The sequence below is a fragment of the Paenibacillus sp. MAHUQ-63 genome (assembly GCF_028765165.1).
GTDB lineage: Bacteria > Bacillota > Bacilli > Paenibacillales > NBRC-103111 > Paenibacillus_E.
Map to the genome: position 1 here is coordinate 1,333,291 of NZ_JARADB010000002.1, position 13,850 is coordinate 1,347,140.

General features: G+C 51.2%; 11 protein-coding genes. 8 read left to right on the plus strand and 3 right to left on the minus strand.

What is annotated here, in order from left to right:
* Window positions 1-22 precede the first annotated feature (22 nt).
* The 4 genes from PUT07_RS14315 to PUT07_RS14330 all read left to right on the plus strand — a co-directional run bounded on the left by PUT07_RS14315 (window position 23) and on the right by PUT07_RS14330 (window position 3,293).
* Window positions 23-1,285, plus strand: coding sequence for an FAD-binding protein (locus PUT07_RS14315; RefSeq protein ID WP_274468799.1), 1,263 nt, complete (start codon window positions 23-25; stop codon window positions 1,283-1,285).
* A 69-nt stretch (window positions 1,286-1,354) separates the two neighbouring features.
* Window positions 1,355-1,531: a hypothetical protein gene (locus PUT07_RS14320; RefSeq protein WP_274468801.1), complete on the plus strand. Its 177-nt coding sequence runs from the start codon at window positions 1,355-1,357 to the stop codon at window positions 1,529-1,531.
* A gap of 161 nt (window positions 1,532-1,692) precedes the next feature.
* Window positions 1,693-2,457 (plus strand): sugar phosphate isomerase/epimerase family protein, encoded by a 765-nt coding sequence (locus tag PUT07_RS14325; protein WP_379239660.1) that lies wholly within the window; start codon window positions 1,693-1,695, stop codon window positions 2,455-2,457.
* A gap of 200 nt (window positions 2,458-2,657) precedes the next feature.
* Window positions 2,658-3,293 (plus strand): FMN-dependent NADH-azoreductase, encoded by a 636-nt coding sequence (locus tag PUT07_RS14330; protein WP_274468802.1) that lies wholly within the window; start codon window positions 2,658-2,660, stop codon window positions 3,291-3,293.
* Window positions 3,294-3,414: 121 nt separating this feature from the next.
* Here the strand turns inward: PUT07_RS14330 and PUT07_RS14335 are convergent, their stop codons facing one another.
* The 3 genes from PUT07_RS14335 to PUT07_RS14345 all read right to left on the minus strand — a co-directional run bounded on the left by PUT07_RS14335 (window position 3,415) and on the right by PUT07_RS14345 (window position 5,635).
* On the minus strand, window positions 3,415-3,624 hold the full coding sequence (locus PUT07_RS14335; RefSeq protein WP_274468804.1) for an alpha/beta-type small acid-soluble spore protein: 210 nt from the start codon (window positions 3,622-3,624) through the stop codon (window positions 3,415-3,417).
* 197 nt (window positions 3,625-3,821) lie between these two features.
* Window positions 3,822-5,372, minus strand: a complete 1,551-nt coding sequence (locus PUT07_RS14340; protein ID WP_274468805.1) for a glycoside hydrolase family 26 protein — start codon at window positions 5,370-5,372, stop codon at window positions 3,822-3,824.
* Window positions 5,373-5,455: 83 nt separating this feature from the next.
* On the minus strand, window positions 5,456-5,635 hold the full coding sequence (locus tag PUT07_RS14345; protein ID WP_274468806.1) for an H-type small acid-soluble spore protein: 180 nt from the start codon (window positions 5,633-5,635) through the stop codon (window positions 5,456-5,458).
* A gap of 437 nt (window positions 5,636-6,072) precedes the next feature.
* On the opposite strand from PUT07_RS14345, the gene PUT07_RS14350 reads away from it, so the two are divergent.
* The 4 genes from PUT07_RS14350 (at window position 6,073) to PUT07_RS14365 (ending at window position 13,832) form a co-directional block, all read left to right on the plus strand.
* Entirely contained in the window at window positions 6,073-9,081 is a 3,009-nt protein-coding gene (locus tag PUT07_RS14350; protein ID WP_274468808.1) for a rhamnogalacturonan lyase family protein, read from the plus strand.
* A gap of 309 nt (window positions 9,082-9,390) precedes the next feature.
* On the plus strand, window positions 9,391-10,509 hold the full coding sequence (locus PUT07_RS14355; protein ID WP_274468809.1) for a Gfo/Idh/MocA family protein: 1,119 nt from the start codon (window positions 9,391-9,393) through the stop codon (window positions 10,507-10,509).
* On the plus strand, window positions 10,499-12,073 hold the full coding sequence (locus tag PUT07_RS14360) for an alpha-L-fucosidase (RefSeq protein WP_274468810.1): 1,575 nt from the start codon (window positions 10,499-10,501) through the stop codon (window positions 12,071-12,073). Before PUT07_RS14355 ends, PUT07_RS14360 begins: the two co-directional genes overlap by 11 nt.
* Window positions 12,074-12,266: 193 nt before the next feature.
* Window positions 12,267-13,832 carry an extracellular solute-binding protein gene (locus PUT07_RS14365; RefSeq protein WP_274468811.1) on the plus strand — a complete coding sequence of 522 codons (1,566 nt, stop codon included), beginning with the start codon at window positions 12,267-12,269 and terminating at the stop codon, window positions 13,830-13,832.
* Window positions 13,833-13,850 lie beyond the last annotated feature (18 nt).

The window sequence follows — 13,850 nt, forward strand, 5'->3', positions numbered from 1 at the left end:
ACACGAATAGGAGAGTGTATCTATGAAACAGAGCTTGAACTGGGCCGGTAATTACAAGTATAGCGCTTCAGCGCTTCATACGCCCGTCAACGTGGAGCAAGTCCAAGAAATCGTGGCAAGCAGCAAAAAGGTGAAAGTGCTCGGTACGCGGCATTCTTTCAATCATATTGCCGACACGACGGAAGACCATATTTCGCTTCAACATTTGAATCAAGTGATTGCTCTGGATCCGGTTCGTCATCAGGTAACGGTTCAAGCCGGAATCCGCTATGGTGAATTGTGCGAGTACCTGTACCAGCATGGATATGCGCTGCACAACCTGGCGTCGCTGCCGCATATTTCCGTGAGTGGCGCCTGCGCTACGGCTACGCACGGCTCAGGCGATCGCAACGGGAATTTGGCCACGATCGTCGATGGTATGGAGATCGTTCTGTGGAACGGGGAAAAGGCTGTATTCTCAGCCGATAAACAAAATCTCGCAGGTGCGGTCGTCGGACTTGGCGGGTTAGGCGTCGTCACCCAGATGACGTTGAACATCATACCGTCGTTCGAAGTGAGTCAATATGTGTACGACGACTTGCCGTTCGCTCAGCTTGAACGGCATTTGGACGACATTTTCTCAAGCGCTTATAGCGTCAGCTTGTTTACCGATTGGAAGAGTGAGAATGTGAATCAGGTATGGGTGAAAAGCAAGCTGCCGGATGGAGTTTCCGCTGGAACCGCTCCGGCACCCGAATTTTACGGCGCACGCTTGGCAGCCTCCCCGCGGCATCCGGTACCTGGCTATTCAGGGGAAAATTGCAGCGAGCAGATGGGGGTTCCAGGGCCTTGGCACGAACGTTTGCCGCATTTTCGCATGGCTTTCACACCGAGTGCCGGTGAAGAGCTGCAAAGCGAATACTTCGTTCCGCGGCAAGCCGCTTATCAAGCGCTGCAAGCCCTTCATGCCATTCGCGAACATATTGCACCGCTTCTCTACGTCTCCGAAATACGTACCATTGCCAAAGACGAGCTGTGGATGAGTCCGAACTATCTGCAGGATTCCGTGGCGGTTCACTTCACGTGGCGGCCGCAGTGGGAAGCCGTGCGCAGCGTGCTTCCACTCATCGAGAAGCAGCTTGAGCCTTATGGAGCGCGTCCGCATTGGGGCAAACTGTTTACGATGGAGCCGTCCCGATTGAAGGCTGGCTATGAGAAGCTGCCGGACTTTCAGCAGCTGCTGCGGCAGTGCGATCCGCACGGGAAGTTCCGCAATGCATTTCTGGATACGTATATTGGGGACTAGATTGCTCTCATTCGGGATAAAAGGCTTGCCGCCATCTCATACTATATGAGGACGATGGAGGTGAGAGTTATGCCGAAAAATGAAGATCAATTAAATCTGGAGTATGATCGTGAAGACAACCGTGCAGATTCTAAAAACCATCAGCAGAACGACGCTAGCATCCTCGAAGAGAAGCAAGAGTTAACGAATAACACGGCTGCTGACTATGTGCCAAGTTTAAACGGAATTTCCAAGAATAAAGTGTAACGGCGGGCTGCTTTCCTCATCATGAAGATGGGGGAGCGGCTTTTTCAATTTTCAACAGAAGCTTGCATATCTTCGCTATTTTGTTTGGCGATATGGCTCATATTCCCATTCCGTGTTATATATAGGTAGTGACTCATAATTTGACGAATGGAGTGATTGGATTGAGAATCGCCACGCAATTGTATACGCTTCGCAGTTATTTGAAAACGCCGCAGGACATCGGTGAAAGCTTAAAAAAAGTAAAGCAGATGGGCTACAGCGCGGTACAAGCTTCCGGTGTGGGACCCATCGACATTCACGAATTTAAAGCGCTTACTGATCAGGAAGGCTTGACGATCTGCGCGACGCACGTCGGTTACAATGAGTTGTTGAACGAAATGGATCAAGTGATCGAAAAGCATAGAGCCTGGAATTGCAAATATGTCGGGTTAGGCGGGCTGCCGCAGGAGTTTCGCGTGAGCTCCCAAGGGTATGCGGCATTCGCCAAGCAAGCTTCCGAATTCGGAAGGCAGCTCAAAAGCGCCGGCTTGCAATTCATTTATCATAACCATGATTTCGAGTTCGCCAAATATGACGGAAAAACGGGCATGGACATTTTATTCGAAATGTCGGACCCCGAATCGGTCGATTTCGAGTTGGATGTCTACTGGGTACAAGCCGGCGGCGCCGATCCGATCGAATGGATTCGCAAGATGGACGGGCGCATGAAAGTCGTTCATTTCAAAGACATGATTGTAACCCCGGACCGGGTTCAACGCTTCGCCGAGATCGGGGAAGGCAATATGAATTTCCAAGGCATCATTCAAGCATGCCAGGAGATCGGCGTCGAATGGGCTGCCGTCGAACAAGACGACTGTTATGAGCGCAATCCGTTCGAGAGCTTGGAGCTCAGCTTTGCCAACCTAGCCAAGCTAGGTCTGAAATAGGCTGCATACATAGAAGGAAGAGAACCGATCCACGGGAAACCCGCGGGAAGGTTCTCTTTTTTTATCGCTCGTTCCGAAGTTTATTATCGTCTGAAAAGTATTTTAATTACTTTTAGCTTGCAACTTATTAAAAATTAGTTATAATAAAAGATGTAATAGCAATTGTAATAAAAAAAATTACAGAATGTGAGAGTGAAACCATGGCAACAGTACTTTACATTACAGCACATCCGAATGATCCACAAACTTCTTTTAGCTTGGCAGTGGGTAAGGAATTTATCGAAGCATACCGGGAAGCCAACCCAGGCGACGAAGTGATTCATGTTGACCTCTTCAAATCCAACATCCCACAAATCGATGCCGACGTATTCAGCGGTTGGGGAAAACTGCAATCCGGCGCTGCATTCGATACGCTTACAGCAGATGAGCAAGCGAAAGTTGCCCGTCTTGGTCAAATCGTAGATCAATATGTAGCTGCTGACAAGTACGTTTACGTTTCTCCAATGTGGAACTTCTCGTTCCCTCCAGTATTGAAAGCATACGTAGATGCGATCTGCGCAGCCGGCAAAACATTCAAATATACAGCTGAAGGTCCTGTTGGTTTGCTGACAGACAAGAAAGCTTTCCACATCCAAGCATCCGGCGGCGTTTACTCCGAAGGTCCTGCTGCAGGCTTCGAGAGCGGTCACAGCTACTTGGCCAAAATCATGCAATTCCACGGCGTACCTAGCTTCGAAGGCCTCTTCGTTGAAGGTATGGCAGCTGCTCCGGACAAAGCCGGCGAAATTAAAGCAAACGCAATCGTAAAAGCGAAAGAAGCTGCAAAGAGCTTCTAAACATATAAAGACCGTTATAGCCAATTTATTGGCAGTAACGGTCTTTATCAATAAAAAAGACTTCAATCACCGCAGAGAGGGAAGGTGACTGGAGTCTTTTTGTTTGACTTTATTTCATCAATTAACGTTGAAATCCTTGCATTTGTTGCTCGGCGATTTGCACCAATCTTTTCGTAATGTTACCACCAATAGAGCCAGCATCGCGTGTTGCGAGATTTCCATTGTACCCGTTTGGTTGAAGCGGAACTCCCAGTTGTTGTGCTACTTCAAATTTCAATTGATTCAAAGCTGCTTTTGCTTGTGGAACAACCAATGTGTTATTGTTTGCCATGGAAAAAATCACTCCTTTTCTTGGTGTAATCATATCATGTGGAGGGAAAGGAACGTTTATACATTCATTTGAAAATATTTTTTTATTCCATGAATCGATTGGCGTCCCGCATGAAATCATGGCACCCGAGCATCATAAACGTATAAAACCGCTGCCATTTGCATGTCTCATTCTAACTATGATGCTGGCAACGATTGTTAAGGAACTGAGTACACTGACGTCACTTCCATTTTGGCATTGTAAGCAACCGCATACCATGGGTCGGCCGCCAGATCAGGCGGTACGTCGATCTCCAGTTCCCAAGGGGCCTCATAACTGACGCCAAGCCGTTGATTGCCTTGATATAGGGCGATGGCAAATGGAGGTTCGCCTTGCTCATTCGCAAGCTTGGGATACATCAGCACGGTTTGTTTGCCGGCCGGCAAAGAACGTTCCGAATAGGGCGTATAACGGTATTGGATCGGGTCCGAGCCCGGATCGACCTGGCTCAGAAACCAGTCCGATGCAATCAGTCTTTGATAGAGCCCGTCGATATAGGGATTCTCGCCGATGTCGTATACATAGTCGCCGTTCGTTCGCACCGCCTGCGCGCGGCTGAAGTTGAAATAGGTGATCGCTTTAACCTGGGGAAACAATCTCGGCAGCAGACCATACATATAGCCCAACTGGCCCTCGGCCCAGCTCCAGTACGTTTGGTTCGTCGGCAAATAGGTGTGAGCGATAGCGCCTTCCGAAATCATAATCGGTTTATGACTGTAACGGTCATAAAGCGGTGCGAATGTATCGATGACGGTGCTGTCCAACTTCTCTTGGCCGGATGAGAACGGTGTATTGTATAAGGAGAAACCCACCCAGTCGACATAGGCGTCTCCCGGATAATAGTCGTCAATCGTGTTCGCCGGCGAGAAGTTGGGAGACCAGACCATCGCCACGTTGGGCGCTTCCTCCGCCATAATATCGTGAATAAGCCGGAATTTCTCTATATATGTCTCAGGATCGCCATGCCAGGGCACCCAAGCGCCGTTCATTTCCGATGCATAACGCAGAAAGATTGGAATGCCGGAAGCTTTGGCCTCGCGGGCGAAGCGGCGGACATACTCGTCATCCTTCACATCGTCCAAGCCGTAACGCGGTTCCCAGCCGATCTGAAGCGCACCGCCTAATGCTTTGACGCGATCGGCGGTCCTGGCGGGGAAATAAGTGTTCGTATCAGTCTGTAATTTGCGCCAGCCGACGTAGGCCAAGTACAGCGCATGTCTGCGCCCGTAGACGTCTTCAATCTTCGTCACGTCATAGCCGACTCTGCGATCTGCTCCCAGCATGCCGATATATACGCCGGATTCCGGCTCGAATTTCGCCAAAGCGGCATCCGGGGAATTGGCGGGCGAGGGAGTGCGGAGATACAACGCCATCTGCTTGGAAGGCGACGGGCTCTCCGGCCAAGCCGCGGAAGATGGAGGGGCCGCAGGCACCCCCGCGGTATAGGCCGCAATCCGATTCCGGAACGCAGAGGCCGCTTCCGTGTGTCCGGCTTGCAGAGCTTTCTTCTCCTGGCTGTTCCAATACGCCAGGATGTCCGGCACTTGCGGCCGCGCAGAAGCGGCTAAGGATGTGGAGAGAGCCTGCTCTGACGCTGTCACCGGCCGGCTGTTCTTATCCATTCCCGAACTCTGGATGAAGACGGTGACGGCCATGCAGCCAGCCAAGCCGAGCAGGGCTCCGAATGTCCATCTAACCTTGTTGCGCATTAGGCTCGTTCCTCTCACAGAAAATTGAATACATCACAACTATTGTATTCGTTCCTCTGTGACAGGGTCAATTCAAGCCGTTTCTAGTGCTCTATTAGATTAATGAGGGGCACTTCTTGTTCCAGTTCCTGCTCATCTAGGGAGTAGACCATCGCGGTATCATTTTTCTCATCGATGGCTTGGATGTAAACGGGAACTTCATTGTAGGTGACATACACCATATCTGGTGATGCGGCGATTTGTAATGCTCTTGATTTGTCCACGGTGTTTCACTCCTTCTTGTTTATGTAGAGACGGTCTTAGCTTGTTCGCTAAGTGAAAATTTTATTTTCCCGTGCCCGAAACAGGTGGAGGCGAATGAAGATCAAAAAAAGAGAAAGGCGCTCAAAATTGTGCAAATGGATCGAGAAACCTCGATTCAATATAGTCTCAAGCACAAAAAAATGTTCTATAGACGTAGTCACTCCTTCCGTACTAGAGTTAACGCAGCGGCCGGTTTTCCAAGTAACGATCGCAGGAGAACAAGGTTGAAGTTCACATGATGAGCAAAGGGGATGGTAATCTGCTGGAATTGCTGTAAGTCAGCTTGATCTTCTCTCGAATTGCAAACGGTTACAAGATTGTTGACAATAAGGAAAAGTGTAAGGGCTGCCTGTACCAAGTACATACTTTACGCAAACTGAAGGAGTGAAATGAAAACGTGTTACCAACCAGACCATTGCGCAGACCTTTGCGAAAATTCGTTGCCGTACTGCTTGCCTGTCTCTTATGCCTCCCGAATGGGGCGTATGCTTCAGCAGCTGAGGCCGCTGTTGATCCGGTCGCCGGGAACAATGGGATTATGCTCGACAATGTGTATGCTACCGATTTTGGCGATACGGCAGTGCTTGAACCTGTCAATTGGGGATTTGCAACGGCTAATGCGACCGTTTCCATTAATACCTATGATTTGGCTGGAAACACAACGCCGAAGTTGCAGTTTACCCAAACGAATCAAAGCGGAGGTCGGGTGGCGACCAAAAACTTCGACACTTCCGTGAAAGGAAGCCAGATTCTTGTCCAATTCGATTGGTATCCGGGCAAGGTGAACGATAAAAACGCCAGCAACCCGAGTGAAAACGGCGGTGAGCTCCGGGTTCTCGACAGCACCGGTAATACGGTGTTTACTTTGAACAATACGAATAATGCGCCTTTGCAATATTTTGCAGGCAAGCAGCCTGCGGCGAGCACTAGTTTTGCCAATCCCCAAACGTGGTATTCGGCAGGCATTCTGTTTGACGTTGAGAATAATGCTGTCATTTTGAAGCTAACTGACCAAGCAACCGGAACCTCGCAAACGTATACTTCGTCGTTGAATGGAGTTGCGTTTGACGGTTCTGTCGCCTCGGTCAAATTAGTGGGCATGCGGACATCCGGCAACAATATTACTTGGACTACGTATCTGGACAATTTCGGCGTCTCTCATCAGCCAATTCCGGAGAATCGAATTACCAAGGTGGATAAATTACCGTATCATACGGTTTATGTCGGTCAAACATCGGCGGACATCGCTTCCATCGGTTTACCGTCTACCGTTAAAGTAACGCTTGCCAACAATAGCAAAGTAGATGTACCCGTAAGCGATTGGATCAATGTCGGGAAACCTTGGAATGCCCAACAAACCGGTGTTTATGAGTTCAAAGGCGTGCTGGCAGTGCCGGCGAGTCTGGAGAACGGTTTTGACCGGTTTGCAACGAACTATGTATATAACCGTCTCACGCCGCCGACCACGGCTAGACAAACGGATTGGTTGGATAGAGGGGTTATTGCGTTAAAAGCGGAGGATGGCATCTTCGTAAGCTGGCGTTTGCTGGCGGATGAATATCAGGAGGACGTAACTTTCAATCTGTACCGCAACGGACAGAAATTGAATGCGGCACCGCTGTCGATCACGAACTTCACGGACACAGCCGGTGTTCCGGGCGATAGCTACAAAGTGGAAACGCTCGTTCAAGGGAAATCGGATTCGAAAGAAAGCACGACAGCTTCGGCTCATGATTATTTGTCCATTCCGATGCAAAAGCCGGAGGGAGGAACTACAGCTACAGGCAGCTACACATATAGCGTAAATGACTCCGGCGTTGGGGATTTGGACGGTGACGGAGAACTCGAGGTTGTCGTCAAATGGTATCCTTCCAATGCGATCGACAGCTCGCAAACCGGCATGACGGGGCCAACGATTTTCGACGCGTATAAATTGGATGGCACCCTGTTATGGCGCATGAACATGGGACTCAATCTGACGTCAGGCGCGCATTATCATCAATTTCTAATCGCTGATTTCGATGGGGACGGCAGAAGCGAATTCTTGATCAAAACGGCGGACGCTACGACCGTTTATGGGACGACTGACGGCAAGTTCGATAGCAGCAAAGTGATAAGTATTATCGGCAATGCTGCTGACAATGGCAAATGGGTGAATGAAAGCGGCCATATATTCGGCGGTCCCGAGTATATATCCATCTTCAATGGGAAAAACGGCCACGTCATCGATACGATCGATTATGCGTTTCCGTTAGGGGATGTTGCCTCTTGGGGAGATACGTGGCATAACCGTTCCGACCGCTTCCTTGCAGGGCTCGCTTACTTGGATGGCGTGACCCCGAGTGCCGTATACGGCCGGGGGTATTATGAGCGTACGACCTATGTGGCTTATCATCTCGATCACGGCAAGCTCCATGAGCAGTGGACCTTCGATTCCGCCCAGGCGGGAAGAGGCGGAGGCTTAGGGTTCCATAACTTGGCCACGGCGGATGTCGATAATGACGGTTATGATGAAATTATTGCAGGTTCGTTAACGCTGGATCAAGACGGCACCATTCTGTACGCGATGGATGGCGAGATGCAGCGCGAGCAGGGATCGCATGGCGACGCGCTTCATGTCGGCGCATTCGATCCGGCGCGCGAAGGGCTTCAAGTGATGGCCGTTCATGAAGTTCCGGCCGTAGCATCCGTGGAGCTCCACGATGCGGCAACCGGGGAAACCTTGATGGCCTATAACGGCTATGTGGATACGGGGCGCGGTTTGGCGGCCAATATTACATCCGGAGCCGGTTACGAATTTTGGGGAACGGCAGGCTCCAATGCAGCCGCAGGCGGAGGCATATACAACGTGCAAGGTCAGGTTGTTGCCGACAGCTTCCGAACGGCAGGCCTTTCCGTGAATTTCGCACTATTGTGGGATGGAGATTTACTGACGGAGCTGCTCGATAATACTTCCATCACGAAATATAACCAGAGTACGAAAAAGGCGGAGACGTTACGCAGCTTTGACGGTGTAGTCAGCAATAACGGAACGAAGGCCACACCGACGCTGCAGGGGGATATCATTGGCGACTGGCGGGAAGAGGTACTGCTGCCGACGACCGACAGCTCGGAGCTGCGGATTTACAGTACGACGATTCCGACGGAGTACAGACTTTATACATTGATGCACGACCCTGTCTACCGGAACGGGATCGCTTGGCAAAATACGGCTTACAATCAGCCGCCGCACCTGGGCTTCTATCTGGGCGAGGACATTAGAGAAACCGTTCTGGCTGGAGAGCTGCGCGCGCCTCAAGTGATTTATTCGAAAAAATCGCAACATGTGAAAGTGAAAGAACCTAAGGATCCAAAGGACCCCAAGAACCCGAAAGATCCAAAGGACCCGAAAGACCCGAGAAATTGAGATCAGTCCTTCTCGTCAGCAAATAGCTGGCTGAAAACCTATTCTCGCTCGCAAAAAGGAGTTAAGCCGTTCGTATGCTTAGCTCCTTTTTTATACGTGTCTCCCAAAAAACGTGTGCCCGAAAATTATTGTTCCTCTACGAATTCCACGACGGCCAAGCAGATGCAGCCCCGAAAGGTGTGCGCTCAAAGAACTGTTCCTTTACGCAGACGGCCTCTCTGCACTAAAGTTGATCCTGTACAGAGCCGCACCAGTTGGATGAAGCTGAAGGAAAGGAACGGTGTTACTTTCATGAAGGAAGCAGAGCGATTGGCAGAGCACAATGTGAAAGCGATAACAAACCGCAAATACAGACTTGGCGTAATCGGTCTCGGCGAGGGCCGCAGCATTCTTTCCGCCGCATTGCAAAGTGATCGTTGGGAATTAGTCCAGGTATGCGACATTAACGAAGAGATGTGCAAGACACGCAGCGAAGAATTCGGATTTACGAGGTATACGCTCCATTATGAGGACATGCTGAATGATCCATCTATCGAAGTTATCGCGATCTATACCCCGGATCAGCTTCACGGCCGGCATATTCGCATGGCGCTGGAAGCAGGCAAGCACGTGATTGTAACGAAGCCGCTGCTTCACTCGCTTGATGAAGCCCAGGAGCTGCTCAACGTGTGGAAAGCATCCGGCAAACAGGTGTTTGTCGGGCAGAGCTCGCGCTTTTTCGAGCCGATGATCCATCAGCGCAGCGACTTTCTGGCGGGCCGCCACGGCGAAGTCGATACGGTGGAAACCTACTACATATCGGATTCCCGCTGGTTTCTGCAAAAGGATTGGAGCCGTCAAAAAGGGTTCAGCTGGCTGTACAATTTCATGATTCATGCCGTCGATCTCGCCAAATGGTATTTGCCGGACATCGAGGAAGTGTTCGGGTACGGACATTCCAGCAGCAGCAACAAGGCTTACGGTCTGACTGTTCCGGATACGATGAGATTCGTCATGAAAGACGCCGAAGGCCGGATCGCCCAAGTGTCGGGCTCTTACACGAAGCCTTCCATCAAGCATGTGGATCCCGGGATCAGCTGTACGCTTAGGGGAACGAAGGGAACGAGCCGGGCCGTATACTCCAAGCTGCTGTACCATACGCACTTCCCGCCGGAGCAGCCGGTTACGCATTCGTACGAGGAGAAATTCCCGTATTATTTCCGTTTCGAAGGGGCAAGCCATCATGCCGGCGAGTATCAGAATTATATCGAATATTTCGCGGAGTGCCTGGATCGCGGAGATACGCCGAAGCCGGATTTGATGGAAGGGATCCATACGATTGCCCTGCTGACGGCGATGGAGAGAAGTATGGAGACTGGCCTTCCGGTGAAGGTGCAGCAAATTTTGGAGGCGTATTCGTTACCAGGAGGATCCGACAGTGCTATCTAACTTAGAAATGGAGCTTATCGGACAGCTGACCGCCAAAGGGCAGACGGCGGATCAAAAGCTGGAAACGGCACGACGTATGATGGATACGCTTACGGTCGAACAATTGGAGACATCCGCTTCGCACATTAACCGGTACCAGCAGCAGCTGCCGAATCCGGAAGATACGTATTGGTTCTCTCTGCAGGAGGTCAAAAAGCTTATGCAGAATGAGGCCAACCGGAGGAAAATCGCCAAATTGGGCTTAACTTACTCCAATGGCGAGCCTGCGGCGATGAGCGGAGCGGAGCTCGCGTCCATGTTGAAGAGCAATGTCCGCTTCAAGAGCACGGACGGGATCAAAGACGAAGCTTTGAAGCTGCGGGAGGAAGACCGGGCTTGGTGGCATGATGCCAAGCTGGGGATGTTCGTTCATTGGGGGGCGTATTCGATTCTCGGACGCGGCGAATGGGTCATGCACCACGAACAAATTCCGGAGGAGACGTACCGGGAAATCGCGATGTCGCTGCATCCGCAGTCGTTCGATGCGAACAACTGGGTCGCTTTGGCGAAGAGTGCCGGAATGCATTATATGGTGATGGTTTCCCGCCATCATGACGGCTTCGCCCTCTGGGATAGTCCCGGCAGCTATCGAAGCTTCACTACGATGCAGGCGTCGGCAGGGCGGGATTTTATCAGGGAATACACGGAAGCTGCACACCGGCACGGGATTCGGGCCGGCGTCTATTACTCTCCGATGGATTGGAGGTTTCCGGGCTATTTCGATCCGGTGGAGCAGTATGATAGCGCGCTGCGAATGAAACAGCAGCTGTATGATCAAGTCGCGGAGCTCATGACAAACTACGGTCAGATCGATATTTTATGGTATGACGGATCTTGGTTGTCGCACAAAGGGTCGGATGCCGGCGGCGCTTGGCTATGGGAGCCGGTGAAGTTGAATCGCATGGTCAGATCGCATAACCCGAAAGTCGTCATTAACGAACGTTCCGGTTGGGAAGGTGATTTCAGCTGTGATGAAGGTCCGCACGACATTCGTGGCGGCATCATCCCGTTCCCGTGGGAGAAAAATTTCAGTGTCGGCGGATCGTGGGCATGGCAGCCGGGCAATAAAGCGATGCCGTTCGAGAAGGTGATGGACTTAATCCTGAACGTATTCGTCCGCGGGGGCAATGCGCTGCTGAATGTAACGCCGGATCAAGACGGCATCGTCCCGGAGGATCAAGTGCAGCTGTTCAAGCGCATCGGCGAGTGGATGAGCGCGCATGGGGAAAGCATTTATGGTACACGGGGAGGCCCGTTCCAACCGCTTGACGACGTCTATGGCGCTACATACAAAGACAATATCGTTTATGTGCACATTCTCGATCCCGAAGCGTTCGAACGAGTGAAGCTCCCGGCTCTTGACCGGCAGGTGATTGCCTGCCAAACGCTTTCGGGCAGCGCAATCCCGTTTGAACAAGACGATGACGGAATTGTAATCCGGGTACCCGGGGATGTTTGCGAACGGATCGATACGATTGTTAAGCTTACGTTAAACGCGCCTGTCGAGAAGATTTTACCTAATTAAAATGAAGCGAACGCAGCCGATCAACTTATGTTGATCGGTTTTCTTGTTCGATCCGATCTACAGCGCCGGAAAACAGGTAGGAACTTTTAACTCCTCAGTATGTGCGAAATGCAGTATAATAAAGAAAATAATGGCATGAAAAGCATTTGGTGACGGTTCGTTCACCGGATGGATGTGAAAGTAAGGGGGAGCTATGTCAATAAGCCTTGACCGCAGGAAAGCCATCCCGTTAACGCTCATCCTGTTCGCGATCACGATGCTTGCCGGATGCAGCCGAGGCGTTTGGACGCAGCAAGAGACCGAGAAGCCTGTGACGGATCCGTCCGCCATGCGCATTACCGTCGTGAATCAAAGCAAATATGCGCCGATACAGAATGAGAACTTGTTCGTTGCAGAAATAGAAAAGCGCTTTCAAATGAAGTGGGATTACCGTTCGATTCCGATTACATCCGGCATGGATAAATTCAATGTCATGTTCGCTTCCGGCCAAATACCGGATCTCGTGCTCACGATGAACAATTTCTCCGCGGTCAAAAACTGGGCCGATGCCGGCTACTTGCTCCCGATCGGTGACTATATCGACCGTCTGCCCCATTACCGCCAATTATTCAATGAAGAAGAGTGGAAGGATATTCAAGACTTCGCCGCCATACGTGGCAAGCTGTATATGCTCCCTTCGAAAATAGACGTCAAAGATCCGATGGCCTGGATTTACCGGAAGGACGCCTTCGAACGCGCGGGAATTACGGAATTCCCGAGAACGACGGAAGCTTTCTACGCAAGCCTGTTAAAGATCAAAGCGGCGAATCCTTCGTTCGAAGGCATCGGTGTTCGGGGCGGCCCGAATGCAACGGGCATCAAATCGCTGCTCGCCGGATTCCAGCATGCTTTCCGGCTGCCTCCCGATTTCGGCGGTGTGGACGGGTGGACCGGCTTCTGGAACGATCCGGACGAACAGAACCGGCTCGTCTTCGCACCGGCTACGACCAAGCAGCGGGATATGCTGGTATATCTGGCCAAGATGTACAGAGAGGGCTTGATCGAGAAGGAATTTGCCACCTTATCGGAGGAGCAGTGGGCGCAGAAGCGAAGGAACGGCCGCAATTTGATCGATTTCCAATGGGCGAGCCAAGTGGTCGACCTGCAGAAAGCGGACCCTGGAGCGAACTGGGACTATTCGCATTATCACCTGCAAGCCTACGAGAAGCCGGGACTTGAGTTTCGCTCCGTATCCGTAAGTCTGTACGGACCGTTGTTCAGCAGCAAGCTCGCGAAGGACGAGGCGAAACTGAACCGGATCCTCGCTTATATCGACTGGGCGGCAACGGACGAGGGCAGGCTCTTTCATATGATGGGCAAGGAGAATGTGACTTACCGGATCACGGACGGCGAAGTCCGGTACAAGGCTGGCGAGGATCGGAGGAAAGTCGCTTCGGAGTACGGCTTTGACTGGTTTCTAAGCAAAAGCCCGGCGGCGCTTGCGACGGACGAACCGGCGAGGAAAGCGAACGAAGCCTGGCAGGTGTATCAGAAGCTTCCGTATGTCGAACCGAGGAATGCGCCGCTGTCGGATCAAGATTGGGAAACGATGGCCATCTACATGAGCACCGTACAGGAGGTCGTCAACCGGTTCGCGACCAAAGCCGTCATGGGGCTCGAAGATGTAACGAAGGACAGCGTTTGGCAAGAATATTTGAATGAATTAGATAAAGCAGGCTTGCAGCAGATACTAACCATATTTCAGAAATATTGGAAGTAAGCCGGCTCTCGGATCGTC

Excerpts from the sequence above, each read along its gene's own strand:
- PUT07_RS14315 (WP_274468799.1), top strand. The coding sequence starts at position 23 with ATGAAACAGAGCTTGAACTGGGCCGGTAATTACAAGTATAGCGCTTCA.
- PUT07_RS14320 (WP_274468801.1), top strand. The coding sequence starts at position 1,355 with ATGCCGAAAAATGAAGATCAATTAAATCTGGAGTATGATCGTGAAGAC.
- PUT07_RS14330 (WP_274468802.1), top strand. The coding sequence starts at position 2,658 with ATGGCAACAGTACTTTACATTACAGCACATCCGAATGATCCACAAACT.
- PUT07_RS14335 (WP_274468804.1), bottom strand. The coding sequence starts at position 3,624 with ATGGCAAACAATAACACATTGGTTGTTCCACAAGCAAAAGCAGCTTTG.
- PUT07_RS14340 (WP_274468805.1), bottom strand. The coding sequence starts at position 5,372 with ATGCGCAACAAGGTTAGATGGACATTCGGAGCCCTGCTCGGCTTGGCT.
- PUT07_RS14365 (WP_274468811.1), top strand. The coding sequence starts at position 12,267 with ATGTCAATAAGCCTTGACCGCAGGAAAGCCATCCCGTTAACGCTCATC.